Source organism: Chamaesiphon sp. VAR_48_metabat_135_sub, assembly GCF_031418915.1.
GTDB lineage: Bacteria > Cyanobacteriota > Cyanobacteriia > Cyanobacteriales > Chamaesiphonaceae > Chamaesiphon.
On sequence record NZ_JANOJV010000083.1, the window covers coordinates 1 to 24,023 of the forward strand.

The window sequence follows — 24,023 nt, forward strand, 5'->3', positions numbered from 1 at the left end:
GTGTTGGGGTGTTGGGGTGTTGGGGTGTGAGTTTGGACGCTTGCTTCCAAACTCACTATTCACGGCCCTTTACCCTTTACCCCTCCCCCTAAACTGGTGGTGGCTCATTCAACAACAACCAGTACATACCTAATTGTCGAATTGCTTCTGAGAACTCGACGAAATCTACAGGTTTGCGAATATAGCTATTGCAGCCGAGACTGTAACTATCGATCGCATCTCGTTCCTCGCTGGAGGTCGTTAAGACAACCACAGGGAGAAATCTGGTGTTTGGATCTGCTCGTAAGTGACGCAGGACTTCTAGTCCATCCACTTTCGGTAGTTTTAAGTCTAGCAAGATCACAGATGGTTTGTTGGTGATATCGCGCCCTGCGTACATGCCCGTACCAAACAAATAATCTAGGGCTTCAACACCATCGTGAGCGACAACAACCTCATTGCTAATGTGATGGCGTTTGAAGGCACGGATCGCCAATGCTTCGTCGTCTGGATTGTCCTCCACTAGCAGAATAACTTTATTGTTTGCACGCTCAGTCATAATTTATGCCGCATTTTAAGTAAGTTGAAAGTTAAATTAAATATTTAAGAGCTAATAGAATTAGATATTTAGGAGTCGATCGTCGATTGTTGACTGTATCAATTATCAATGATCAAACTTGTTCCTCTGTCGCTAGTGTAAAATAAAACGTTGCGCCCTGTCCCAAGGCTCCTTCTGCCCACACGCGCCCCCCATGTCGATGCACGATGCGCTGCACGGTAGCCAGTCCGATGCCATTGCCAGGGAATTCGCTGACACTGTGCAATCGCTGGAACGGGGAAAATAATTTGCCAACATAGGTCATGTCGAACCCGACACCATTATCGCGGACAAAGTAAGTGGGATGAGGAGTTGCCGATTCTTTCGCCGCGACTTCAGCCAAAATACCAAACTCAATTCTTGCCTGAGCTGTTTTGGCAGTAAATTTCCAAGCATTATTGAAGAAGTTCTCCAGCACCGCTTGGAGCAAACGGCTATCGCCTAGATCGATCGCCTGAGGTTCGATGATAAACTCTACTTGCCGTTCTGGATGAGCTTGTTGTAAATCGGCGCAAATCTGACGAGCACATCGGCTCAGATCGACAGATTCTCGGCGCATATCACTCCGAATCACCCGCGATAGCGTTAGCAGACCGTCGATCGATTGTCCCATCCGTTGGGTCGCTGCCCGAATCCGCCGCAAATAATCGCGACCATTGGGGTCCAATTGCTCGTGACAGTCTTCGAGCAATGCTTGACTGAAACCGTCGATACTGCGTAAAGGAGCGCGGAGATCGTGAGAGACGGAATAGCTGAAGGTTTCTAGTTCTTTATTAACCGACTTTAATTCGGTCACGGCTTGCTGTAGTCCTTGGTTGAGATCTTGAACGCGTTGCTGGGCTTGCTGACGATCGATAATTTCAGCTTGAAGTTTTGCCAATAGTTCGGCATGGTGGAGGGCAACGCCTAAATGATTGGCAATCTGCCGCACAAACTCGATTTCCGTTTCCTGCCATTGGCGCGGGGCACGACATTGATGGATACAGAGCAATCCCCAGAGGTGGTCGCCCTGCAACAGGGGTACGATCAGGTTGGCGCGGACTTGAAATTGGGCGAGGATCTTGATGTGACAATCACTCAATCCAGCATTGTGGATATCGGCAACAGCCTGTACCCGACCCTGTTGGTAATGGACTGCAAATCGATCGCCGAAGCAGTGGTCGTGGATTTTGTTGACCATTGCGGATGAAAAGTCGGCATCGACATCTTCAGATACAAATTCACCATCGTTCCAATGAGATTCGGGATAGAAGCGAAACATGCCCACTCGATCTGCTGCCATCAGTTGGCGCACTTCGGTGGCGGTAGATTGAAAAATTGTTTCTAGGTCTAGAGGGCTGCGAAGTCGAGTGATTACATCGAATAAGGCTTGCTGCCGATTTAAGTGGGAATTTGCTTGACTTATTTCCCATTCTAAGGGTTGAATTTCGTCTGTGAGCATCTGTTGCAGTCGATCGAATGCTGCTTCGTCGCGACACAGGTCGCGTAATTTTGCTAGTAGTGCTGGGGTCATAAATTGTAGATGTTATATCCCTTCAACAGGGGAAATATCGAACGGAAAAATGCCAACCGCTGTCCTGCCATGAATTTTGGCTACCGCACCATCGATCGACAGTGTTTGTCCGGTGGGAATATACGCGCCAGTAGGAGATAATGACGATCGTGATACATGCGCTCGATTACTGTAAGATTGTCTCTAACTCGAATGTGTGGATACTCATACTCAACCGATCGATCTGAGTCTGGGTATAATTGTAGAATAAACCCAGATTGCATCCTCAGAATACCTTGTCCCTGTTCCAACTGTGGCTCTACTTGGCTCCACCTGTCGCGGGTGCGGTTGTCGGCTATTTTACCAATGATGTCGCGATCAAAATGTTGTTTCGTCCATATACGGCGAAATATGTTGGTAAATATCAAGTTCCATTTACCCCTGGTTTGATTCCGAGCAATCAGGAACGATTGGCGACCCGGATTTCTGATACGATTATGGGTTCTTTGCTCACACCCGTGGAGCTGCAAAAGATTGCCAAGCGGTTGCTGGAGGTGGAGCGTGTCCAAGCAGCTATTACTTGGCTGCTGCAATTGGCTCTCGATCGCATTCAAGCCGATAAGGAGCAGAAAACGGTGAGAGTGCTTGCCAATATTCTTAAGGATTTATTGGGCGAATCTTTTCCCCGCTGGTTGCGTGTTTTAGCGCGGAAACCGGACTTTTTAGAGCCACAGTTAAACCAGATCTTCGATCGATTAATTCTGGAATTTGAGCTAACCGATCCTCAAGCTGCGCAATTAGCCGACTGGTTGATTAATGTCATTTTACCACCAGAAACACTGCGGCTAGCCACGATCGATTTTTTGACCGATCGGAATATTCAAGTTATCGACGAAGGTTTGCGCGAACAAAGTAGCGGTACTTATTGGGTAGTTGCCAATCTATTCGGCGTAAAGAATGCCCTCAATCGTTTCCGTACCTTCTGTTTAGACGATCGCGAAAAAGCCAATCAAATTATTTCCCAACTAATTATCGCCCTCAATATTCGCAATCGCGTCCAAGAATTATTACGCGACCTTTCCCTCCAAAATTTACCCGTCTCTACAGTTAAACAACTCCGCAAAACTGTCAGCGATAGCGTCCGTAGTTATATTCAGACCAAAGGAATTGAATTAATTCAAGGATTGACAGACTCGGCAGATTGGGATGGAATTGCTAACGTTGTCATCAGTCGGCTGCGCAGTTCGACTATTTTAACATCATCATTAGATGTCGTCAGTGAAGAACTAGCCATCATAATCGATCGATATCTAGAGCGCGATCTCGAACAAATTGTGACTCAAGTAATTCCGATTTTAAATATCGACCAAGTGATTATCGATCGAGTGAAAGCAACTTCCCCCGCCGATCTCGAAGCCGGAATTCAAGGCATCGTCAAAAGCGAACTTCAAGGCATCGTCAACCTCGGCGGAGTCCTGGGTTTTATCGTCGGTTTAATGCAAACAGGCTTTCTGTGGTTTCAACACTAAAATAGATCGTAGATCGTAAGTGTTTTGAGTTGCCAAATTCAACCCTAAAGTGATATAAAACTGGATAAGTTTTAGGAGGGTTAAATCTCTCGCTCAATCGGCGGATATTTTCTGCTGCGCAGTCAGAGCGGCAACTGTAGATGTTTAATTTCTGGTCTCAACTGTACGATTGACGACTTACGATTGACGACTTATTTTAATGATTAATTAAGTTTTCCACTTGCAAAAAACTGCTATGTTTTTAAATACTGGAGAACTTTAGTCTACTTATTTACGTCTGGATTCTTATAGCCACAAAGTTAGCCCCAGCTCTAACTTCGCAAAATCTACGCATCTCCCATCAATCCATCTACTCATCTTCATCCCGATCGCTTAGATGGATCTCTTGCGGAAATCGAGAGTTGGGAGGTGAAGATTAAATAAAGTAGTGTGGGAAAAGTTTTGCCAGCCACTTGTAAAAGGAGTTAAATAGAAACTCATGCCTAGTGTTAAAACTCGAACGATCGCTCAACCCAGATCTACAGGAGATACAGTACGTACCTATCTCCACGAAATCGGTCGCGTTCCACTGCTCACCCACGAGCAAGAGATTTGCTATGGTAAGCAAGTGCAAAAAATGATGCGGCTCCAAGGGGTCAAGGAGAGCCTAGAACAGACCTTAAATCGCCCACCGACCAGAATGGAGTGGGCGAATAAATCTGACCTGACAGAGACCGAACTCGATCGAGTCTTACTCTTAGGACATCAAGCCAAGCAGAAGATGATCGAAGCTAATCTGCGGTTGGTAGTGGCGATTGCCAAAAAATACCAGAAACGCAACCTCGAATTTCTCGACTTGATTCAAGAGGGTTCGCTGGGATTGGAGCGGGGAGTCGAAAAATTCGATCCGACTAGAGGCTATAAGTTCTCGACTTATGCTTACTGGTGGATCAGACAAGCAATTACCCGTGCGATTGCCCAGCAAGGTCGATCGATCCGCTTGCCCATTCATATTACCGAAAAACTTAACAAAATCAAGAAAACCCAGCGGGAATTATCCCAACAACTAGGGCGCAGTGCTACCTCAGTCGAAATTGCCGTCGCACTCCAACTCGAACCCGCACAGATCCGCGATTATCTGAGCATTGCCCGTCAACCCATCTCGCTAGATGTCCGCGTCGGAGATCGTCAGGATACCGAACTCTCGGAACTGCTCGAAGATGATGGCATTTCGCCAGAGAAATACACAGTCCAAGAATCTCTCCGCCAAGAACTCCAAGCCACCCTTGCCGAACTTACCCGCCAGCAACAGGACGTAATTAGTTTGCGCTTTGGCTTAGAAGGCGGTACGGAGCTATCTCTAGCTAAGGTAGGGGAAATCCTCAATCTCAGCCGCGAACGGGTGCGTCAACTAGAACATCAAGCTCTATCCCACTTCCGCCGTCGTCATAGCAGTTTTCGCGACTATGTAGCCAGTTAAAGAGATTGGATCTAATGGCAAAAGGGTAGGGGTAATTCATGAATTACCCCTATTCTTTTTTAGGCGGTGCTGACAAACAGGAAAAATCATCCTGTTTGTCACCCATCAATGTCCCGATCTTCAAGCATCCACTCTTGCAGATAGAGGAATGTCTAATTTTGTTGCAAAGTAGTCTTAGATATCAATAAATATTAGATACTAATGAATAGATATCCTCTGCCGTATTCACAGCAAAGTTGCCATCTACTCGCTGCCAACATCCACCTGATTAAATGGATTCTCGCTAAGTTTGAGAAGGGGTTGGTGTTTATGATAGTCAATACATTATTGCAGTCCATTTTTAGCAGCAAAAACCGCTGGTGTACTAGCGTAGCAATTGCAGTCTTAGCGATCCTGGCCGGTAATACTACCGCCCTAGGGGATAATCCCAATCGATCGATCATAGCTCCAACTGCAAACGGAATATACCTTTATGGTGAATCAGATCGACCTGATGTCGTCGGCAAAGAATATATTATTTTTGAAACTTTTGGTAGCAAAACGATCGGTGCTTTTTATCTACCTCGATCGGAATTTAGTTGCTTTTATGGGCAATTTAAAGGGTCCCAGTTGAATGTGACCTTAATCGATGTATTCGATCGTCAAAAGTACAATTTCACCCTCGGACTCAATTCCAGGGGTCTAACAGCCAGCAAGCAGCCAATGATGGGCGAACCGACCTATCAACCCCTCGGCAAAATTAGCGATAACGATCGCCAAATCTTAGCTGCTTGCAAGCTGCAACTTGCAGATCGGCGTTGATGAAGTAATCAGTAACTGTTACGGAGCAATCGAATATAGGAATGATTTAGTGTAGATGTAAGCCCTGAAAAGTAGGGTGAGAAAAATTTAGGAACTGCTCCTACCCTACTTTTCGAGCTGAGATTTCAGTAGGTAGGTTTGCTGAAATCACCACCGCTGCGACCACCAGCTCCTTCGCGGGGACGCGCTTTGTTTACCTTGAGAGAACGACCCATCCATTCCGCACCGTCAAGATTGGTAATGGCATTATCTTCACTGGCATCGTCAGACATTTCCACAAAGGCAAAGCCACGCATTCTGCCAGTTTCACGATCTGTAGGGAGTACAACTCGTTTGACTGCACCGTAATCCTCAAAAACTGTTTTCAGGTCTTCTTCGGTGGCTTGGTAGGACAGGTTTCCGATATAAATGGTCATGTGAAAATCAATAAAGCTGGACGAGAAACTTTACCGTACAGTTGGCAGACGAGAGTTGGACGTTAGCACCAAGGCGACGGAACTAAGTCTGGAATATTACCGCTGGTAGATCGATGATTTGGGATCGACTATCTCTAGGAGATAGTCATCTAAACCTCAAAATTTACCAGCGATCGCACTGAACTAGTAATTATCCTTTTCATCATACCCGATTACTCGGTTTTCTGAGTTATTGCCAATCACAAATTCAGTACCTTTGCTAGTTATCTAGTAATTGAGTAAATGTACTTACAAGCAATCTAGTCAATATCGATCGATTGTGGTCCTTGTTGTTTGCTAGATCCAGTTTGACTGCTAGTGGGCGTAAATCCTGCTTCTTTTTCTAGCCATGTTTTCACGGGGTCATCAGTCAGATTGAGCCGCAGCACCCCAGAGATGAAACCGCTACAAAAGGCTACTGGTTCTTTGGTCAGTTCTTTAAGAATGGGTGTCAGTTCGTTCAAAAGCATAGGATTTATTGGACTAACCTGAAGAATATCTGCTATTCCGATTTTAGCGTGTAATTAGTGAATAGTGGATAGTTGGTTTTATCGAGCTGTTTCAGCGTCAGCTTGGGGTTTTGGTCTAGGTTGCGGTTTCGCGTTGACTTTAGGTTTCGATGGTTTAAGAGGAGCTTGCTCTTCATTAGCTGCTGCGGCTGCTTTATCGATATTGCCAGCTTTCACCCAACCTTGAAGATTACCAGTCTCCGATTGAATCAATACCCACTGTTTATCATCGCTAGTTTTGACGATGGCAACTTTGGCATTAAATGCCACTCCACCTAACTTTTCAGCCCCAGAATTAGGCTCCTTCTTTAGGGATAAGCCATCTTTCCAGACGACTTTGGCATCGTAGGCTTCAGGTGGGAGCTTTTCAGGTGCGTTGGGATTTTGCGGAGCTTTAACAACTGGTGATTGAGTGGGTTTAGCTGCCACAGATACTTTGGCTTTGGCTTTGGGTTTAACCGCGCTCGATTTACCACCATCGCGCTCTTCGGCAAAGATTGGTTTGGGCGGACGGGTACTCATCTGGGTGACGAAGAAATAGTACCCTGATGCACCTAAGATTCCCACCAATCCAACTAATCCAGCCAGAATACCAATGAGTAATTGCAGAGATTTTAGTGCGCCGTTCATGGTTTAGGTATTAGGTGTTAGGTATTAGGTGTTAGGGGTTTAGAAATGAGTTTTTATTGGTTAGGGATTAGAAAAACGCTTGCGTTTTAAAGCCTAAAGCCTAAAGCCTAAAGCCTAAAGCCTAAAGCCTAAAGCCTAAAGCCTAAAGCCTAAAGCCTAAAGCCTAAAGCCTAAAGCCTAAAGCCTAAAGCCTAAAGCCTAAAGCCTAAAGCCTAACCACTAACTTGTCTTGAGGCTAATCTTGCTTTGCCAGAATTTGCCCAGTCTTGGAGAAATTGGATTTGGGCTTGAGCGGTGACGGCGAGAGGGATCATTTGACTGGCTGATTCTAGAATATCATCAGTGGTGAAATCGCGGTTTTGACTAAAGCCGATGTGCATTGCTTCGATCAGGGTTTGTTCGATTTCGGCACCGGAAAAATCGGGCGTTTCATATGCTAATCGATCGAGATCGTAACTTGCAAGGTTATGGGGACGGAGTTTAGTCAGGTGGACGTTGAAAATTGCCCGACGTTCCGCTCTGGTGGGTAAACCAACGAAGAAGATCTCGTCAAATCTTCCCTTGCGGAGCATTTCGGCGGGGAGTGAGTCGATATTATTCGCTGTTGCAACGACGAAAACGGGTGATGTTTTCTCTGTCAGCCAGGTAATAAAGGTACCGAATACCCGACTCGATGTACCTGCATCACCTTTCCCATCTACACCCGCAAAAGCTTTATCGATTTCGTCGATCCACAATACGCAGGGAGACAGAGCTTCAGCGAGTTGAATCATTTGTCTGGTGCGAGATTCGGATTCACCTACCAATCCCCCAAATAATCGTCCGACATCCAACCGTAATAGCGGTAAATACCAGTGATGGGAGATGGCTTTAGCCGTGAGCGATTTACCAGTGCCCTGAATTCCGACCAGGAGCAGCCCTCTAGGATACGGGAGACCATATTGCCGAGCGCGATCGGAGAAGGAACCCCCACGGCGCAGCAACCAGTCTTTGAGGTTATCTAAACCACCGATATCGGTAATCTGTTCCTTAGCGGGGTAGAAATCGAGGATTTGGGTTTGGCGGATGGTTTGACGTTTTTCGGCGAGCACTAATTCTACATCATCGGGACGAATTTCGCCGTGGGTGGCGATCGCGCGAGCTAATACGCGACGAATCCGATCTACAGATAATCCCTGACAGGCGCGGATCAGATCGTCTAACTGTTGGCTGCTGAGGTGATTTCCGGTAGCATTAGTCAATCGATCGATCTCGACTTTAATTTCGCTAGCTGTCGGGAGCGGAAATTCTAAGATGACGATCGCTTCACTCAGATCGCTGGGGATGGTAATCTGGGGCGAGAGGAAAACAATATTTTTCGGTTCGGATTTGAGCTTGCGGGCGAGATTCCGTAGTTTCCTGGCTACTGACACATCTTCGAGAAAGCGGTGATAATCGCGGAGGATAAATATCCCCGAAATATCGGGACTGAGATTGTCGATAAATTCTAACGCTTGCAGGGGATTGCGTTTACCATAGCCTTTATCGTTAGGATTACCCTGATAACCATCCACAAAATCCCAGATGTAAATCGGTCTATTTCCTTGCTGCTGGGCAACTTTGGCGATCGCGCCCTCTACTCGTTCTTCTTCAGTAGTGGGAATATAGATTAGGGGATATCGCGCCCGCAAGAGTAGTTCAAATTCTGTGCTAAAAGTCATATTTCGGTAGCGAAGTGCTTCGGATCGGGATTTCCCCGTGCGGCTCGATCTATCTCTTCATAGCTTAATACAAACTACCGTCAACAATCTGGGCAGAGGGCATTTATTCCCACATTCCTTGAACTAGAACGATCGAAAATACACTATCGGCACCGATAAATACGATCTCTTCCACCATTGCTCGATCGATTATTATTCGGTCAAAACGTATCCATTTACTTACATGAAGTCTCCTGATATTTTGGGGGAAATAGTATCAGGCAATACCAAAAGACTTTTCGATCGATCCCTTTAGCCCTTTCTCTAAAATTAGATTATCACCATAAATACGGGAGATCCCTCACATGTTTTGTTTTTTTCTACTTCTTTTGATAGATATTGATAATTCTTAGTCGATCGATAAATCTCTCTAATGGATGATAGACAAGCAGCCCTAAATCCGTAGAAGATTAGGGATACTAAGGCTTTTAAATTAATAAATTCTGTAACTGCTCGATTGAGTAAATAATAATTATGTCTAACCCTAATGGTGTGATGATGCAGTACTTCCACTGGTACTGTCCTGAAGATGGTAGTCTCTGGAATCAAGTGGCAGAGAAGGCTACAGATTTAGCAAAGGCTGGGATTACCTCATTGTGGCTACCGCCTGCATATAAGGGAACGGGCGGTGGGATGGATGTAGGCTATGGCATTTACGATTTATTCGATTTGGGTGAATTCGACCAAAAAGGTTCGGTACGGACCAAATATGGTACTAAAGATGAATATGTTCGCGCCATTCAAACCGCCCAAAAAGCTGGGATTCGCATCTATGCTGACGTGGTGTTTAATCACAAGCTGGGTGCAGATCTGGAGGAAGAAGTAGAAGCAACTCCCTTTAATACAGACAATCGCAATGAGACAGTCGGCGAGTATCAAAAGATTAAGGCTTGGACACACTTTACTTTTCCTGGACGTAGGGGTAAATATTCCAGCATGGAATGGCATTGGTGGCATTTTGATGCGATCGACTATAATGCTTTCAATGAAGGTGAGTCCGCAGTTTATTTACTCAAAGGTAAGTCTTTCGACGATAATGTTGACCTCGAAAAAGGTAATTTTGATTACCTGATGGGTTGCGATCTCGATATGGAGAATCCCGAAGTAGTCGGCGAACTCAACTACTGGGGCGAATGGTGTTATGACACTACTAATGTTGATGGCTTTAGGTTTGATGCTGTCAAGCATGTATCGGCCGAATTCTTTCAAAAGTGGATCGAACATGTTCGTAATTATGCCAAACGCGATCTATTTGCAGTCGGTGAATATTGGTCGTATGAAGTAGATGCTCTCCATCATTTCATCGAAACAACTGATGGAAAAGTTAGTTTATTTGACGCACCATTACATTACAATTTTCACGTTGCGAGTCAAGCTGGGGAGACTTACGATCTGACTAAAATTTTCGATAATACCTTAGTTCAACAGCAACCAGCATTGGCTGTTACTCTAGTCGAAAATCACGATTCTCAACCGCTCCAGTCGCTAGAATCGATCGTCGAAGCTTGGTTCAAACCTCTCGCCTACGCTCTAATTTTACTCAGAGAAGCCGGATATCCCTGCATTTTCTATGGCGACTATTATGGGGCACACTACAAGGATAATAAGGACGGGGAAGAGTACGAAATCTGGATAGAATCTCATCAGTTTCTTATCGACAAATTCCTTTATGCGCGTCAAACTTTTGCCTATGGCGAACAACATGATTACTTCGACTATCCTAGCACGATCGGCTGGACGAGATTGGGCGACACGGAACATCCTGGGGCGATGGCAGTGGTATTGAGTAATGGTGGAGATGGTAGTAAATGGATGAACATCGGACAGCCTAATTGTACCTATGTCGATCTGACAGAACATGTACAGGAATCAATCACAACAAATGACGATGGCTGGGCGGAGTTTCGCTGCAACGGTGGCTCGGTTTCGGTGTGGGTTAAATCATTTGAAAGTTGATACTTTTCCTGTGAAAGCTGCGCTCAATGCAAGAAGCTAAAAGCGATGAATAGGGAAATCATGAATTCTCCTATTCTTTATTAACTATTCCCTGAAGTGAAGATGACACCAAAAGTTAAAAAAGAAATTATCGATGCTCAAGATTCTGAAAGAGATGCACTGATTGAGATAATCAAACATTTGCCAGAGCAAGTAATTAAAAATGTCGAAACAATTGATCGGCATCAAGATCTCCACAAACAAAATACTAAGCCTGATCGTCGAATTCTCAATCGAATTGCCTCGGTTTTTGGTCGCCCTATGTTTCTATATTTTCAAATAGTATTTTTCACTATTTGGATTGGATGTAGTAACTTGGCAGAACGTAAGATTATTGCTAAAAACTTCCCACTATTCGATCTGCATCTGCATGGATTAGAAATTGCCTCACTACTTATTTCCACAGAGGTACTCATCGATCAGACTCACCAAGAGAAGCTGAGGAAAGAACAATCACACCTGATGTTGCAACTCAATCTTCTGACTGAGCAAAAGATTGCCAAATTGATATCATTGGTCGAAGAACTGCGGACAGATCTCCCTAACGTCAAAAATCGTGACGATCTAGAGGCTGAAGCAATGAAACAATCTATCGATCCTCAAGCAATTTTAGAAGTGATCCAACACAATTCAGCACACTTACAAACGATCTCAAATTCTGACAGCTAAATACAATGGAAAGTCAAGCAATTTTTAATCCCATTGCCGAACCAGACTATCTAGATGTTAATGAGCTAATACCAGAGCAAGTGCTCAAAAACATCGAGGCAATTGCCACTCATCAAGATCGTTACCACCAAAATTCTACAGCTCATCAGCGAGGTTTAGATAAAATCACGGCTGTTTTTAGTCGATCGGAGTTTCTTTACTTTCAGATTATATTTTTTACTACCTGGTGGATATGTAGCTATTTATCAAATCGACATATTTTGCTAGCAGATTTTCCACTATTCGATCTGCGCGAAGAAGGATTAGGCGTTGCTGGACTGTTGATTTCTACGGGAGTACTAATCTATCAAACTCGGCAAGAAAAAATTAGTGATGAGCGATCTCATCTGATGCTCCAGCTCAATCTTCTGACTGAGCAAAAGATCGCTAAATTGATATCATTAGTCGAAGAACTGCGGACAGATCTCCCTAACGTCAAAAATCGCGCCGATTTAGAAGCTGAAATCATGCAACAGGCAATCGATCCTCAGGCAATTTTAGAAGTTATGCAACAAACAGCAGCCCCGCTATCCACCCCACCTACTGAGAACTAAAATAGATGAAACCTAAAGCTTGTCTGATTTTCAACCCCGTTGCCGGACAAGGCAATGCAGAACAAGATCTTGAAGAGATAAAGTCTCTACTCAGTCCAGCCATCGATCTAGATGTGGTCATAACTACGGCTGACTGCGAACCTGGACAACTCGCAACAGATGCCATCTCCAGAGGTGCAGCATCAATTCTTGCTTCTGGCGGCGATGGCACTTTATCCGCCGTAGCTGCTGCTCTCATGGGCACCAATATCCCTCTAGGTGTGATTTCACGGGGCACCGCCAATGCTTTCGCCAATGCCTTGAATCTCCCGACAACCATCCCTGAAGCTTGTGAATCGATCGTCGCAGGGCAGACTCAAGTCGTAGATATGGCGGTTTGTAATGGCTTGCCGATGGTACTACTGGCAGGGATCGGGTTTGAAGCCGAGACAGTGGATCTGGCAGATCGGGATGCCAAAAATCGGCTGGGGATGCTGGCTTATATTCTCGCTGGACTCAAGCAAGTGGGTAATCTCAACCAGTTTGAAGTGGAAATCGAGCTAGAAGATAAAATTATTGCAGTTTCAGCCGCTGCGATTACGATCGCTAATGCCGCTCCAGCTACCTCAATTTTGGCGCAAGGATCGGCGGGAGTGGTGTTTGACGATGGAATGCTCGATTTAACAATCGTCGCCCCGACAACGCCATTAATCGCCATTGCGACTGCTTTCGATTTACTCAGTTCGACACTCAGAGGCATGGCATCTCAGCGAGAAGAAGTCGGCTTCTTGCGATCGAACCGCTTCAAAATTACCACCACACCACCCCAAAAAGTAGTGCTAGATGGCGAAATAATTGGCATGACCCCGATCGAGATCGAGTGTATTCCTGGCGGCTTAACAATATTTGTACCCCAAATAGAAGAACTCCAACCACTAGAAAAATTGGCAGGATTACCCAATCTAAAAATCGAGATGAAGACCTAAGCTCCGTATGCTGAGAAGTATTGGGGAGAATCGAACGAAAATGTTGCTCCGGTCCACTTAAATGGGAATTTTAGATCTAGACAGATCCTGCTCAAGCCGATAGTCTTCAATTTATTTATCCCATTTCGGGCAATTGTCCCATGCTCAATTCAGACCGAGACTTAGATGTCAGCCCAAATCGCCAAGTAGCTAAGTCTCGCGGACAAAGCCTCTCGATTGGAGCATCGCGACAATATCCACCCATCGTTACTGAATTGAGCATCGAGCAATCGAAAGCCATTCCGATATTTACAGCAGCAACCGCACAGGCTGTTCGGCTCGCGGGCGCACCAGTATCAATCTTGACAGCGATCGGCACATCCGGCTGTCAAATCGGTGCAGTTGCTGGCTTAGAGCACTTTGCTCGTCTACCGACTCAGCCTAATTTACCGCTCGAATTTGCTGGATTAGAATATTGTCACGATCGATCGATCGGCTCAAGCAGCAGCTTTGTCGTTACTAATTGTCAGAAACATCCCCACTTAGCTCTGTCATCGCTCTGTCAGGTACATGGTGTTCGAGCATATCTCGGCGTACCCATTGTTACCGCCTCCGACGATCGATTGGGAACACTGGCAATTTTGGACTTTAAACCCCGCCAATTTAGCGATCGAGATATAGAGATCCTCCAACTCGTCAGCCGCTTGGTAGCGAGTGAATTCGAGCGGAAATTGTTAAGTCAAGCACAACTCAATCGGTGGATCGGCGATCTGCGGTATCGAGCGATTTCGGGATTTGACGATCTGCTTGCTGCTGCCGAGCATAGTAGTATGGGGGGGGAATCCATTACTGACATCGATCTAGATTTACCATCCCTGTCGATCTCTGCTCCAGGGGAAGATCGCCGATCGATCGCTCCTCAAGTTCCAGGTGAAATCCAGTTTAAATTATTGACTCATCTAGCCCAAGAATTCCGTACCCCACTTACTTCGGTGCTGGGCATGGCAAGTGTCTTACAACAGGAAATTTATGGCCCTTTGAGTATCAAACAAAAGAATTATTTAGAAATTATCCATCATAGCGGTCTGCAGTTGGTGACGATCGTCGATGAAATCGCCCAATTAGTTGGATTTGCCGGTGTTGGCTCGGGTGCTGTGAATGAGAGCCAACTAAATCTCAAATCGGTAGATCTAGAAATGCTCTGTCAATTGGCAATTCAGAGTTTAGAGCCACTAGCGCGCAAAAAACAGCAGCAAATTGTCCTAGATGCTACTGTGCCCCTGGAAACACTAACTGGACGAATTTGGCTATTGGATAAAGATAAGGTGCGCCAAATCATCTACTATCTTTGCTTGAGCTTAATTCACACTAGTGGGATCGATCGTCTCATCTCAATCCAGTTCGCCAAAATTGCTGATGGATTGCAGATTCAAATTACTACCAACGATCCTCACGTGCAGCTCAAAGATCGGTATCTCGCCAATCCGCTCGAATCGATCATCACTAGATCGACTTACCAAGATGGCAGTTATGCTACAGAACAGAGCCAAGATCGGGATCTCCGCATTAGTTTGGGCTTATCACTAGGTCATGACCTAGCGGCATCACATGGCGGTAAAATTGAAGTTGTTGCTAATCGTCGGGGTTATCAACTCACTTTGCCGCTAATTGTTGCAGAAAGTTGAAGGTTGATAGCTAAGTTTTGACTGTTCGAGATCGATCGTCAAGCGACCCGATGGAGATGATAGGCTGATACTTGGTTTTAGATCCAAATTATCATCATGTCATCACCGAGCACCGCCGAAATCAAACTCCTCATCGTAGACATTGATGGTACGATCGCGGGAAAATCCAATCAGGTAAGTACTAGAGTCAAACAAGCAATTAAAGCCGCCCAAGCGCAAGGAGTCCGCGTCGGGATTGCTACGGGGAGAATGTACAAGTCTGCATTGCGGTTCCACCATGAAATCGGTGCAGATATCCCGATTATTGCCTATCAAGGTGCCTGGATTCAAGATCCAGCTACGGGAATAACTCATCGACATCTCCCCGTACCTGTAGAGATTGCACGGGAATTAATCGATTACTTCGAGCAAACTCATCTAGCTGACAAGTTATCCATCCACGTCTACCGCGATGATTGTTTATACGTCCGCGATATTAACCCCGATACCGAACTATACATCGGACGAAGTGGTATCCCAGTTACTCCAGTCACCGATCTGCGGACAGTTTTAATCGATCGACCGACTAAAATATTAGCAATGTCTGAAGACACAGATCTGATCCAGTCTTTACTACTAGATCTGCGTCAACGCTATTCGCCCTCGGAATTGCACGTTACTACCTCCGTCCCGATTTTCCTGGAAACTACTCAATCTGGTGTTAATAAAGGCTCGGCGATCGATTATGTTGCTAAGGAATTCTTAGGCATCACCGCTGAAAATATCCTCGCAATTGGCGATAATTATAATGATGTCGAAATGCTTGCCTATGCTGGCATTGGTGTCGCAATGGGCAACGCACCGGCTGATGTCCAGTCTCTCGCCGATTGGGTGGCACCAGATATTGAAGCTGATGGTGTTGCGATCGCCGTTGAAAAGTTTATTCTTAATTCCTAACCAAGATTTTTTCAGACCTCAGGTCCTGGGATATAAAACCAAAAAGAAGACCGACGACTGGCCGTGTTTCGTCTCGGTCTTCTTTTTGATTCGCTCCTCACACTAAATCAAAGATAACCGATCTTTAACTTTTTGTCAATACCCCTAGGGAGAAAATTAACGAAGAGAGCGGGGAGCGGGGAGTTGAAGGATCGCTATCCACCATCCACTAATTCACCCGCAAGTTTGCAAGGAATTAATACCCACCAAATAATGCGCTGCGCAGAGTAAGTCGGTTTTAATCAGGGTTGGTTGCAATTGGCTGAGTTGTCGTTCGCTCCGAATCCCGCAAGTTAGCCCGATGGTGGGAATTTCCATCGCTCTACCTGCGAGAATATCGGCTTCAGTATCCCCAATCATCCAACTCCAATCGGCATCCATCTGAGTGATTTGATGCTCGCGCATCGCTTGTTCGAGCAGTTGGGTTTTTACTTGGGCGTAGTTTTGGTATGCAGCTTGACTGTTGGTGGTACCATAGATACCAGCGAATAGTTGTTTGAGTCCATGCCGCTCTAAGAACTCGACCGCTTCATCTCGATCGCGTAACGTCACCAAAATCAGCTTAGTACCTTGAGAGCGCAATAAATTTAACGCCCAATCGACTCCTGGTTGGAGCTTGTCTAGCGGGAGTAAATCCGATGAGTTGACGATTTCGACCACCCGCTGGCGGAAAAAATCTACTTCTTCGGCTCCTAAGCCAGACTGATGAGCTATTTCTAGATCGGGAACGCGATTTTGTTTCATGTGCCAAAACTGCGCTTTGCTCAAAATCGTGAGCTTGAGCGGAAAATCTAAGTCTGTCGATCGCTGGGATGACAACGCACGGTAAAATTGAGCAGTATCGGTTAATGCTTGATGGTATGTACTGTAATAGCGATCGGATACATCGACGATCGGTCCATCAAAATCACAAAATATGTTAATAGGTTTGGAAGAGGTACTAGGGAAGCCTGGCATAAGTTTTATATTACCAGAAGGATTTTTAGCGTAATCTTTCTTAACAATAACAGCTTCTTGATCAGTTGTCATTGGTATTAACTCGATTCTCCCAGGAGAGGCTCCGCCAACGAATCATCAGTAAAAATTATGCTAGTAATATAGGAGCAGAAAGAGCGGAGATAGTGAAATGATGAGGTAGATGGACAGATAGTCGTTGGCGGAGCCTCTCCCACAGGAGAATCGCAAACATCCGATCTAGACGAGCAAGTTCATATCACTATTTCTTATTTATTATGCCTAATTTAATACAATCTACAGAATTTGATCGAGAGATGATCCTCAGATGTGTGAGTCTCGCCAAACAAGCTTGGGGGAAAACCGCACCAAATCCCCTCGTCGGTGCGGTGGTTGTCCAAGATGGTGAAATTATCGGCGAAGGTTTTCATCCTGGGGCGGGACAGCCTCATGCCGAAGTATTCGCATTGCGGGCGGCGGGTGAGAGGGCGCGCGGAGCCACAATTTATGTCAGTCTCGAACCATGCAATCACTATGGTAGGACACCCCCATGCTCGCAAGCTCTGGTAGCTGCTGGAGTGAAGAAAGTAGTAGTAGGCATGATAGATCCCAATCCCCTCGTTGCCGGTGGCGGAATTGCGACACTGGAGCAAGCGGGAATTGAGGTCGTCGTGGGAGTAGAAACAGCCGCCTGTGAGGAATTGAACGAAGGATTTATTCAGCGGATCGTCCATCATCGTCCCCTGGGAATCTTAAAATATGCCATGACTCTCGACGGTAAAATTGCCACCGATAGCGGACATAGTACCTGGGTGAGTAGCGAAGCTTCCCGCCACTATGTTCACCACCTCCGTGCGGGATGCGATGCGGTGATTATTGGGGGAAATACATTACGACGGGACAATCCTCATCTAACTAGTCATCAGTCGGATACACCCAATCCGTTGCGAGTCGTGATGACGCAAAAGTTAGATGTGCCCGCAGAGGCTATTCTGTGGGACACCAGTGTGGCTTCAACCTTAGTCGTTACCCAAAGGGGTGGAAATCCAGAAATGCTCGCTAGATTGGTCGATCGAGGGGTTCAGGTGTTAGAGTTGGAGACACTCAGCCCCAAACTAGTGATGCAGCATCTCTACGATCGCGGTCATCTATCGGTATTGTGGGAATGTGGCGGGACACTAGCCGCCAGTGCGATTGCTGATGGGGCGATTCAGAAAGTATTGGCGTTCATCGCCCCTAAAATTGTCGGTGGAATCGCCGCACCCTCCCCAGTAGGAGATCTGGGGATTCGATCGATGAATCAAGCTCTAGCATTAGAACGGGTAACCTGGCAACAAATCGGTACAGATCTCTTGGTTCAGGGCTATGTAAATATGAACTAAATCGGGATCAGGATCGGTAAGTTGTTCTATCTCCCCGCCAGGAGAAACTGACGTTACTAAACATACGTCTGAAGTAGCACGATAACCTCTTCCAGATACTTACCACCAGACAGAACCACAAGCTCTCTTAATCGTGAAACAATCTCGTTATCGAGAGTAGGAATTTCAGGAGCGTCCTCATCTCGATCGAGACGCTGACTTGCGAACCCGCAGGCTGCTTGTGTGGCAACATCAAAGTTTTCGTCAAAGAGAGCCTGTCGAAGTAGCGGAAAACTCTTTTTTACTGGCCCTTCCCCTAGGATATAAGCGTAAGACTCACGCCAGTTTGATGGACGGTTTTGCCATGCCTCTGTAAGGAGATGCCAATCTTCGTCGTGCATCATAAATATCCAGTCAAAGGCTCCGTCTGGCGAACTTTCTTCCGCTGAAAGGAAAAAATACTCGTTGAGGTACTCAAACGCGCCAGTACTCTTTTTTGGGTCGTATTTTTCCACTACTTTTCACTCTCGTTCTTTGCCACAAAAAGCGGTCGAAATATTTGTTACGTTGAAGCCTAAGCCATCATCGAGGCGTAAGGCTTCGCAAAAATCATTCTCCCAGCAGATGTTTGCAGCGCAGAAGTAACGATAATTCTCAGTTCTGCACCGACATATTTGCGTCCTTCTTCGACTACTACCATCGTGCCATCATCGAGATAGCCGATGCCTTGGGCGGCTTCTTTGCCGTCTTTAATAATTTTTATTTCGAGACAGTCCCCAGGTAGATAAATGGGACGAACGGCATGAGCTAAATCGTTGACATTTAAGACGAAAACTTCTTGGAGATTGGCGACTTTACTTAAATTGTAGTCATTCGTGAGTAGGGTAGCGTGAATTTCACTAGCAAAGTGAACTAATTTGGCATCGACGGTGGTAATATCCTGGTAATCGATCGGGTGAATGATAATTCGATCGGGAAAACCATCTTTCATCCGGTTGAGAATATCTAACCCCCTACGTCCGCGAATTCTTTTCATGTCATTTGCGGCATCTGCCAGTGTCTGCAATTCCTGGATCACAAACTGAGGTACTAAAATTTGTCCTTCGACAAACCCCGTATTTAATAACTCTTCGATCCGCCCATCGATGATACAACTAGTATCGATGACTTTGGGTGCGATCGCTTTGAGTGTTCCTTCCGCCACTAACATTGTTTCGACATTTTGGGGATTGAGCAATCGTAAGAACGCGCCGCCATGAGTGTCAGCCAGTGTCACACCCAGATAGCAAAACATCACACTCCCCAAAATCGCCAACAGTGGCTTGAGAAAAGAAAACTCCTCTGGAAAAGGCAAGAGGAAGACTGGTGCGAGCATCAGATTGGCAATCAGCAGCCCTAGTACCAAGCCGACAGCTCTAGTTAACAGTACATCTACAGGTAGTTGCCTCACCTGGGCTTCCAATCGGCGATAAGCAGTTTTGATGACAAATCCAACGATTCCGCCAAATATAGCGGCAAAGCCTGCGGAGACAATTCGTAAACCTTCTTGATTGGTGACTTGTGCCAGCATCTGACTGGGTAATATATCCACGATGTCATAGCCAACCCCTGCTGCAGCGAGGATTAGTAGCAGGATAATAGTAAAGTCGAGCATGGGTAAGCTTCCGATCGAGTCGAGTATAAACAGATCTCTCCCCTATTATATCTGGTGCCGATCGGTTATTTAGCAGAATTGTAATTTCAAGAATTGATAATTAATAATTGCGGATGCGCGCACGCCCTGGTTTCCCGACGGTTTGCGGATGCGCGCTCCTCGGCTTTGCCGAGGGTTTAGCGCACCAAGCAGCGAAAAGTGCACCAAGCAGATAATTGATAATTACCCATTTTTATGTCATTCATAGCGACGTAACATGTTTCAATAACCTGAATTACGACTTATTTAGTTCCAATCTTCCTGTTCTTGATATTTTCGGGCTTTGACTTGATAAATCTGTTCGGTGCTGTGGAGTGCGCGAGTTTTAGCGAATAATTGCTCTTCAGTCAGATGCCATTCGATCAATAATCGATCGAGATTTGCTTGAATATCCGCTGCACCAGGAAAGCCGTTATAGCGAATTCGCAGTCTAGCTAGTTCCGCCATCGCCATTGCTTCTTGCGGATCGCTTTCTAATAATAGATCGACAATCGCTCGATCGACTTTCTCTTGGGGATGTCTTTGAGGTAATCTACTTTGTTCTGCCATCTAGAATTAGGGGATAGGGGATAGGGGATAGGGATTAAGGATTAGGGATTAGGGATTAGGGCTTCGAGAGCATTTTCCCTTCCACTACTCCCTACCCTCTAGCCTCTAGCCTCTACCCTCTAATAATGAACTAGTGAGATAATTGGTACATCGGGTAAACGCGATCGACCGTGGAGATCGTCTAGTTCGATGATGAAAGCGCAGCCGACTAAATTGCAACCAATCTCTTGTAATAATTTAGCAGTAGCAGCGGCGGTACCACCAGTAGCAATTAAGTCATCGACGATTAAAATTCGACTGCCTGGAACTACTGCATCCTGGTGGATTTCTAGTCGATCTGTCCCATATTCTAGCGCGTATTCAACCGTATGAACTGCTGCTGGTAATTTTCCAGGTTTGCGCACAGGAATAAAACCAATTCCTAATTTATACGCCAGCGCAGCTCCAAAAATAAACCCTCGTGACTCCATCCCGACAATATACTGAGGTTGCCAATCTCCTACTTGAGTAGCGAGAGTATCGATCGAGTATTTTAACCCAGCCGGATCGCTTAGGAGCGTAGTAATATCGCGAAACAGGATGCCAGGTTTGGGGAAATCGGGAATGTCACGGATGAGCGGTTTGAGATCCATTATTTGTATCGAGCGACTAAGGGTAAATAAAAATTGATAATTAATGGTTAATTGTCAATGGGGTTAATGTCTTAAATTCGGGTATGCTGAGTTGTAGCAGATCTTGGCGATCGTCTCGATCTCGATCGGTAAGTTAAGATCGATTGCAACAATTTTGCCACGGAATTGAGTCTAGATCTCTAAATAATTCAAACCGCATAACTAGTCGTTCGATCGTAATATGAGTGCATCGCTGATAAATGGCCCCATGTCCGAACCGCTATTGGGGGTACTAGAAAGTCTACCCAATCCCAGCATTGCGGGAGGTGCTTGTCCGCGCCGAACCAAAGTCGAACTAGATCTCATGCTACTGGCGATCGAAGCGATCGAGTCGGGCAGTTCGGAAAGAATCCTGGAGCTTGCCAAAGAATTAGACCTCAACGATATTATCAAAAATCGGATCGTCTTGTGGCGGATGCGATCGACCAATCCCATGCGTCGCGCGCACACCCGCCGGATTTTGTCGATCGATGAAGCTAAAGCTCTCAGTGCGATTTGTTGTCGATTAGCCAGTCATTTAGCGGTGACTATTCGTCAACTAGTCCTAGCCCAGCAGCAGCTCAGTGACAAGCAAATTCCCCCTGAGTACAATTTCCGTCTCTCGGAGTATTTAGACCGCTTCCGCGCCCATTTTCGTAGTCGGATGAATCCCCGCCGTGCCAAGGTGAGTATTTATCAAGATGATGATACGTTAAATGAGTTGGCTGTTTCGCTCCTGAGTAAGCTGCTGTTCTGCACTGGAACGCTCGGCACCCAGAGGTTATGGATGAGTCTGTTTGATGGGGAAGTGAAGTAGTAGGAGTGGGGGTGTGTTAGATCGTTTATTACCTTTTCACACCCCAACTCCGTTACTCCGTTACTCCCCAACGCCCCTACCCCCCAACTCCATGAATCAAGATTATTATCAGCAGGGATTAGTAAAAGCGAAGGCGGGAGACAATCGAGGGGCGATTGCTGATTTCGATTTCGCGCTGATTGCTACACCGGAATGGGCGGAGGTTTACTACCGACGAGGCTTGGCATATTTCGATCTGGGTGAGCTGGTGACGGCTGTTGCTGACTATACTCAGGCATTAACATTCGATGCTCATCACAAAGATTGTTATTATGCCCGTGCTTTAGCTCGATTGACACTGAAGAATTTTCCTGGCGCGTTGGAGGATGTCGATCGATCGATCCTATCTGGACGCGACTATGCCCCAGCATATCAACTCAAAGGGCTAATCTGTAAGAAACTCACTCAATATCCCGCAGCAATCGCGGCTTATAAAATAGCGGCTAATTTATATTTAGCCCAGCAAGATTCTATCAATAGTCGTCAGTGTTTAGAATTAGCTCAGTCTTTACAACCTAAACCAATCGATCATTCCGGCTCACCGATTTCGACGATTGCACCATTGCCATTAATTACTTCCGAACAGTTTTACACCCAATTATTAGAACAGGGCGAACGGGGCGATCTCCCTGGTGCGATCGATAATGCTAATTGGGCGGTGAAAACTAGTCCTAATGATGTTCGTAGCTACACCTGTCGCGGCATACTGTATCTCAAACAAGGCGATCGATCTGCGGCTTTGGCTGACTTTAGTCGAGCGATTCAAATCGATCCCGAATTCCATGTCGCCTATCGCAGTCGGGGAAAATTGCGCGATAAAATGGGCGATTATCGGGGTGCAATTTTGGATTTTGATCGAGCCATTGCCCTCAATTCCCAGGATCTATTTATCTATCTAGCACGGGGAAATGTTCGGGTCAGTTTGAATGATTATAATGCGGCAATCGCTGATTTCGATCGAGCAATTGAGATCGACTTACAGGAGCCGTTAGCATATATACATCGCGCAAAAACATATACCAAAATTGAAGAATTGGAACGCGCGATCGCCGATTATCAAATTGCGGCTAACATCTATTTAGAACGTCAAAATCTGCCCAAATATCAAGAGACCCTAACTCAATTACAACAGATCCAACGCTCTACTCCTAAATCGTCCCCACCGCCTACAACCGATCGATCTCGACCCCAAAACGAAGCCCTCCGCCAACGCTTATTCGTCCTTGTCAGCGGTCACTGGGGCATCGCCCAGAGACTGATCGATCGACTCAAGGAAGATGAGCCAGGGTATGATGAAGACTGGTATCTCGATCGAGTGATTGACAATCTCGAACGGGGTCGATAAATTGACATTGCTGAATTAGGAAGTATGAAAAAACTCGAACATTAACATCATCAGCAGAGCCTCTGACCATGAGTGTCGCGAATGGCGAAGAAAATCCGATCGATGACGATTTACCAGAGATTTTAGCCCAAGCGCAGGTTTTGATCGATCAAGGTGATAGTAATGATGCGCTGGTAGTTTTAACAGCAATTACCAAAACTTGTGTCGAAGAATGGGATGAAGTCTCAGATTATGGATGCAGCTATGTCCGATCGACCGGAATGGGTCATAGCCAAAGCGATTCCACCAGCGGAAGACATCATGAATCGCGGTAAGACGGAATCTTATCAAGAGGCGGTAAATTGGCTGGCGAAAGCACTATCGGCAATCGGGACGACAAAATGAGTGGCAGGAATATCGAGACTAGTTGGTTGTGACACATGGACGCAAGCGCAAATTAATGGGCTTAATCAATGAGCAGTTGTAAGTGTTAGGGACTTGCTAAAATTGACTGTAGATAGCACCAGAGAAATTTTAGGACAGCAGTAATTCTTGTTACAAACAAAGGCTTCTCAAAGAAGCCT

Annotated in this window: 25 protein-coding genes; 13 read left to right on the forward strand and 12 right to left on the reverse strand. The window is 45.8% G+C overall.

The features are described 5' to 3' along the window. Window positions 1-88 precede the first annotated feature (88 nt). The 3 genes from RMO55_RS06470 to RMO55_RS06480 form a co-directional block, all read right to left on the reverse strand. The gene (locus tag RMO55_RS06470) at window positions 89-538 is read right to left on the reverse strand and encodes a response regulator (RefSeq protein WP_310425034.1); all 450 of its coding nucleotides are present in this window, start codon (window positions 536-538) and stop codon (window positions 89-91) included. A gap of 112 nt (window positions 539-650) precedes the next feature. Further along, complete coding sequence (locus tag RMO55_RS06475) at window positions 651-2,090, reverse strand: GAF domain-containing protein (protein WP_310425036.1); 1,440 nt, start codon at window positions 2,088-2,090, stop codon at window positions 651-653. Window positions 2,091-2,170: 80 nt separating this feature from the next. Continuing rightward, window positions 2,171-2,353 carry a hypothetical protein gene (locus tag RMO55_RS06480; RefSeq protein ID WP_310425039.1) on the reverse strand — a complete coding sequence of 61 codons (183 nt, stop codon included), beginning with the start codon at window positions 2,351-2,353 and terminating at the stop codon, window positions 2,171-2,173. A 12-nt stretch (window positions 2,354-2,365) separates the two neighbouring features. Here RMO55_RS06480 and RMO55_RS06485 point away from each other — a divergent pair, with 12 nt between their 5' ends. From RMO55_RS06485 to RMO55_RS06495, 3 genes are all read left to right on the forward strand, one after another. Then, the gene (locus RMO55_RS06485; protein ID WP_310425042.1) at window positions 2,366-3,598 is read left to right on the forward strand and encodes a DUF445 family protein; all 1,233 of its coding nucleotides are present in this window, start codon (window positions 2,366-2,368) and stop codon (window positions 3,596-3,598) included. Window positions 3,599-4,076: 478 nt separating this feature from the next. After that, the gene (locus RMO55_RS06490) at window positions 4,077-5,057 is read left to right on the forward strand and encodes an RNA polymerase sigma factor, RpoD/SigA family (protein WP_310425045.1); all 981 of its coding nucleotides are present in this window, start codon (window positions 4,077-4,079) and stop codon (window positions 5,055-5,057) included. A 201-nt stretch (window positions 5,058-5,258) separates the two neighbouring features. Then, window positions 5,259-5,858 (forward strand): hypothetical protein, encoded by a 600-nt coding sequence (locus RMO55_RS06495; protein WP_310425048.1) that lies wholly within the window; start codon window positions 5,259-5,261, stop codon window positions 5,856-5,858. Window positions 5,859-5,983: 125 nt separating this feature from the next. On the opposite strand, the gene RMO55_RS06500 is transcribed toward RMO55_RS06495, so the two are convergent. The 4 genes from RMO55_RS06500 to RMO55_RS06515 form a co-directional block, all read right to left on the reverse strand. Further along, a complete protein-coding gene (locus RMO55_RS06500; RefSeq protein WP_310425051.1) occupies window positions 5,984-6,274 on the reverse strand; it encodes an RNA-binding protein in 291 nt (96 codons plus the stop codon). A gap of 299 nt (window positions 6,275-6,573) precedes the next feature. Further along, window positions 6,574-6,783: a hypothetical protein gene (locus RMO55_RS06505; protein WP_310425054.1), complete on the reverse strand. Its 210-nt coding sequence runs from the start codon at window positions 6,781-6,783 to the stop codon at window positions 6,574-6,576. A gap of 78 nt (window positions 6,784-6,861) precedes the next feature. After that, a complete protein-coding gene (locus tag RMO55_RS06510) occupies window positions 6,862-7,452 on the reverse strand; it encodes an SH3 domain-containing protein (RefSeq protein WP_310425055.1) in 591 nt (196 codons plus the stop codon). Window positions 7,453-7,664: 212 nt separating this feature from the next. Beyond that, window positions 7,665-9,152 carry an AAA family ATPase gene (locus tag RMO55_RS06515; protein WP_310425058.1) on the reverse strand — a complete coding sequence of 496 codons (1,488 nt, stop codon included), beginning with the start codon at window positions 9,150-9,152 and terminating at the stop codon, window positions 7,665-7,667. A gap of 513 nt (window positions 9,153-9,665) precedes the next feature. Between RMO55_RS06515 and RMO55_RS06520 the strand changes: the two genes are divergently transcribed. The 6 genes from RMO55_RS06520 to RMO55_RS06545 all read left to right on the forward strand — a co-directional run bounded on the left by RMO55_RS06520 (window position 9,666) and on the right by RMO55_RS06545 (window position 16,013). After that, window positions 9,666-11,147, forward strand: coding sequence for an alpha-amylase (locus tag RMO55_RS06520; RefSeq protein WP_310425062.1), 1,482 nt, complete (start codon window positions 9,666-9,668; stop codon window positions 11,145-11,147). A 102-nt stretch (window positions 11,148-11,249) separates the two neighbouring features. After that, the gene (locus RMO55_RS06525) at window positions 11,250-11,855 is read left to right on the forward strand and encodes a DUF1003 domain-containing protein (RefSeq protein WP_310425065.1); all 606 of its coding nucleotides are present in this window, start codon (window positions 11,250-11,252) and stop codon (window positions 11,853-11,855) included. A gap of 5 nt (window positions 11,856-11,860) precedes the next feature. Beyond that, on the forward strand, window positions 11,861-12,448 hold the full coding sequence (locus tag RMO55_RS06530; protein ID WP_310425068.1) for a DUF1003 domain-containing protein: 588 nt from the start codon (window positions 11,861-11,863) through the stop codon (window positions 12,446-12,448). A gap of 5 nt (window positions 12,449-12,453) precedes the next feature. Further along, a complete protein-coding gene (locus RMO55_RS06535) occupies window positions 12,454-13,413 on the forward strand; it encodes a YegS/Rv2252/BmrU family lipid kinase (protein ID WP_310425071.1) in 960 nt (319 codons plus the stop codon). Window positions 13,414-13,553: 140 nt separating this feature from the next. After that, the gene (locus RMO55_RS06540) at window positions 13,554-15,077 is read left to right on the forward strand and encodes a GAF domain-containing sensor histidine kinase (protein WP_310425074.1); all 1,524 of its coding nucleotides are present in this window, start codon (window positions 13,554-13,556) and stop codon (window positions 15,075-15,077) included. 96 nt (window positions 15,078-15,173) lie between these two features. Then, window positions 15,174-16,013, forward strand: coding sequence for an HAD family hydrolase (locus RMO55_RS06545; RefSeq protein WP_310425076.1), 840 nt, complete (start codon window positions 15,174-15,176; stop codon window positions 16,011-16,013). 213 nt (window positions 16,014-16,226) lie between these two features. Here RMO55_RS06545 and RMO55_RS06550 read toward each other — a convergent pair whose 3' ends face one another. Next, window positions 16,227-17,081 carry an HAD family hydrolase gene (locus RMO55_RS06550; protein ID WP_310425079.1) on the reverse strand — a complete coding sequence of 285 codons (855 nt, stop codon included), beginning with the start codon at window positions 17,079-17,081 and terminating at the stop codon, window positions 16,227-16,229. A gap of 203 nt (window positions 17,082-17,284) precedes the next feature. On the opposite strand from RMO55_RS06550, the gene ribD reads away from it, so the two are divergent. Further along, window positions 17,285-18,388, forward strand: coding sequence for a bifunctional diaminohydroxyphosphoribosylaminopyrimidine deaminase/5-amino-6-(5-phosphoribosylamino)uracil reductase RibD (ribD, locus tag RMO55_RS06555; RefSeq protein WP_310425081.1), 1,104 nt, complete (start codon window positions 17,285-17,287; stop codon window positions 18,386-18,388). Window positions 18,389-18,444: 56 nt separating this feature from the next. On the opposite strand, the gene RMO55_RS06560 is transcribed toward ribD, so the two are convergent. From RMO55_RS06560 to RMO55_RS06575, 4 genes are all read right to left on the reverse strand, one after another. Continuing rightward, a complete protein-coding gene (locus tag RMO55_RS06560; protein WP_310425084.1) occupies window positions 18,445-18,882 on the reverse strand; it encodes a hypothetical protein in 438 nt (145 codons plus the stop codon). Between the two features lie 59 nt (window positions 18,883-18,941). Further along, window positions 18,942-20,021 (reverse strand): PIN/TRAM domain-containing protein, encoded by a 1,080-nt coding sequence (locus RMO55_RS06565; protein WP_310425086.1) that lies wholly within the window; start codon window positions 20,019-20,021, stop codon window positions 18,942-18,944. Between the two features lie 285 nt (window positions 20,022-20,306). Then, window positions 20,307-20,609: a DUF3288 family protein gene (locus tag RMO55_RS06570; RefSeq protein ID WP_310425089.1), complete on the reverse strand. Its 303-nt coding sequence runs from the start codon at window positions 20,607-20,609 to the stop codon at window positions 20,307-20,309. Between the two features lie 119 nt (window positions 20,610-20,728). After that, window positions 20,729-21,241 carry an adenine phosphoribosyltransferase gene (locus RMO55_RS06575; protein ID WP_310425091.1) on the reverse strand — a complete coding sequence of 171 codons (513 nt, stop codon included), beginning with the start codon at window positions 21,239-21,241 and terminating at the stop codon, window positions 20,729-20,731. Window positions 21,242-21,488: 247 nt separating this feature from the next. Here RMO55_RS06575 and RMO55_RS06580 point away from each other — a divergent pair, with 247 nt between their 5' ends. The 3 genes from RMO55_RS06580 (at window position 21,489) to RMO55_RS06590 (ending at window position 23,774) form a co-directional block, all read left to right on the forward strand. Then, window positions 21,489-22,076: a DUF3038 domain-containing protein gene (locus RMO55_RS06580; protein ID WP_310425094.1), complete on the forward strand. Its 588-nt coding sequence runs from the start codon at window positions 21,489-21,491 to the stop codon at window positions 22,074-22,076. A gap of 91 nt (window positions 22,077-22,167) precedes the next feature. Then, complete coding sequence (locus tag RMO55_RS06585) at window positions 22,168-23,460, forward strand: tetratricopeptide repeat protein (protein ID WP_310425098.1); 1,293 nt, start codon at window positions 22,168-22,170, stop codon at window positions 23,458-23,460. A 68-nt stretch (window positions 23,461-23,528) separates the two neighbouring features. Then, window positions 23,529-23,774: a hypothetical protein gene (locus RMO55_RS06590; protein ID WP_310425101.1), complete on the forward strand. Its 246-nt coding sequence runs from the start codon at window positions 23,529-23,531 to the stop codon at window positions 23,772-23,774. The last annotated feature ends 249 nt before the right edge of the window (window positions 23,775-24,023 follow it).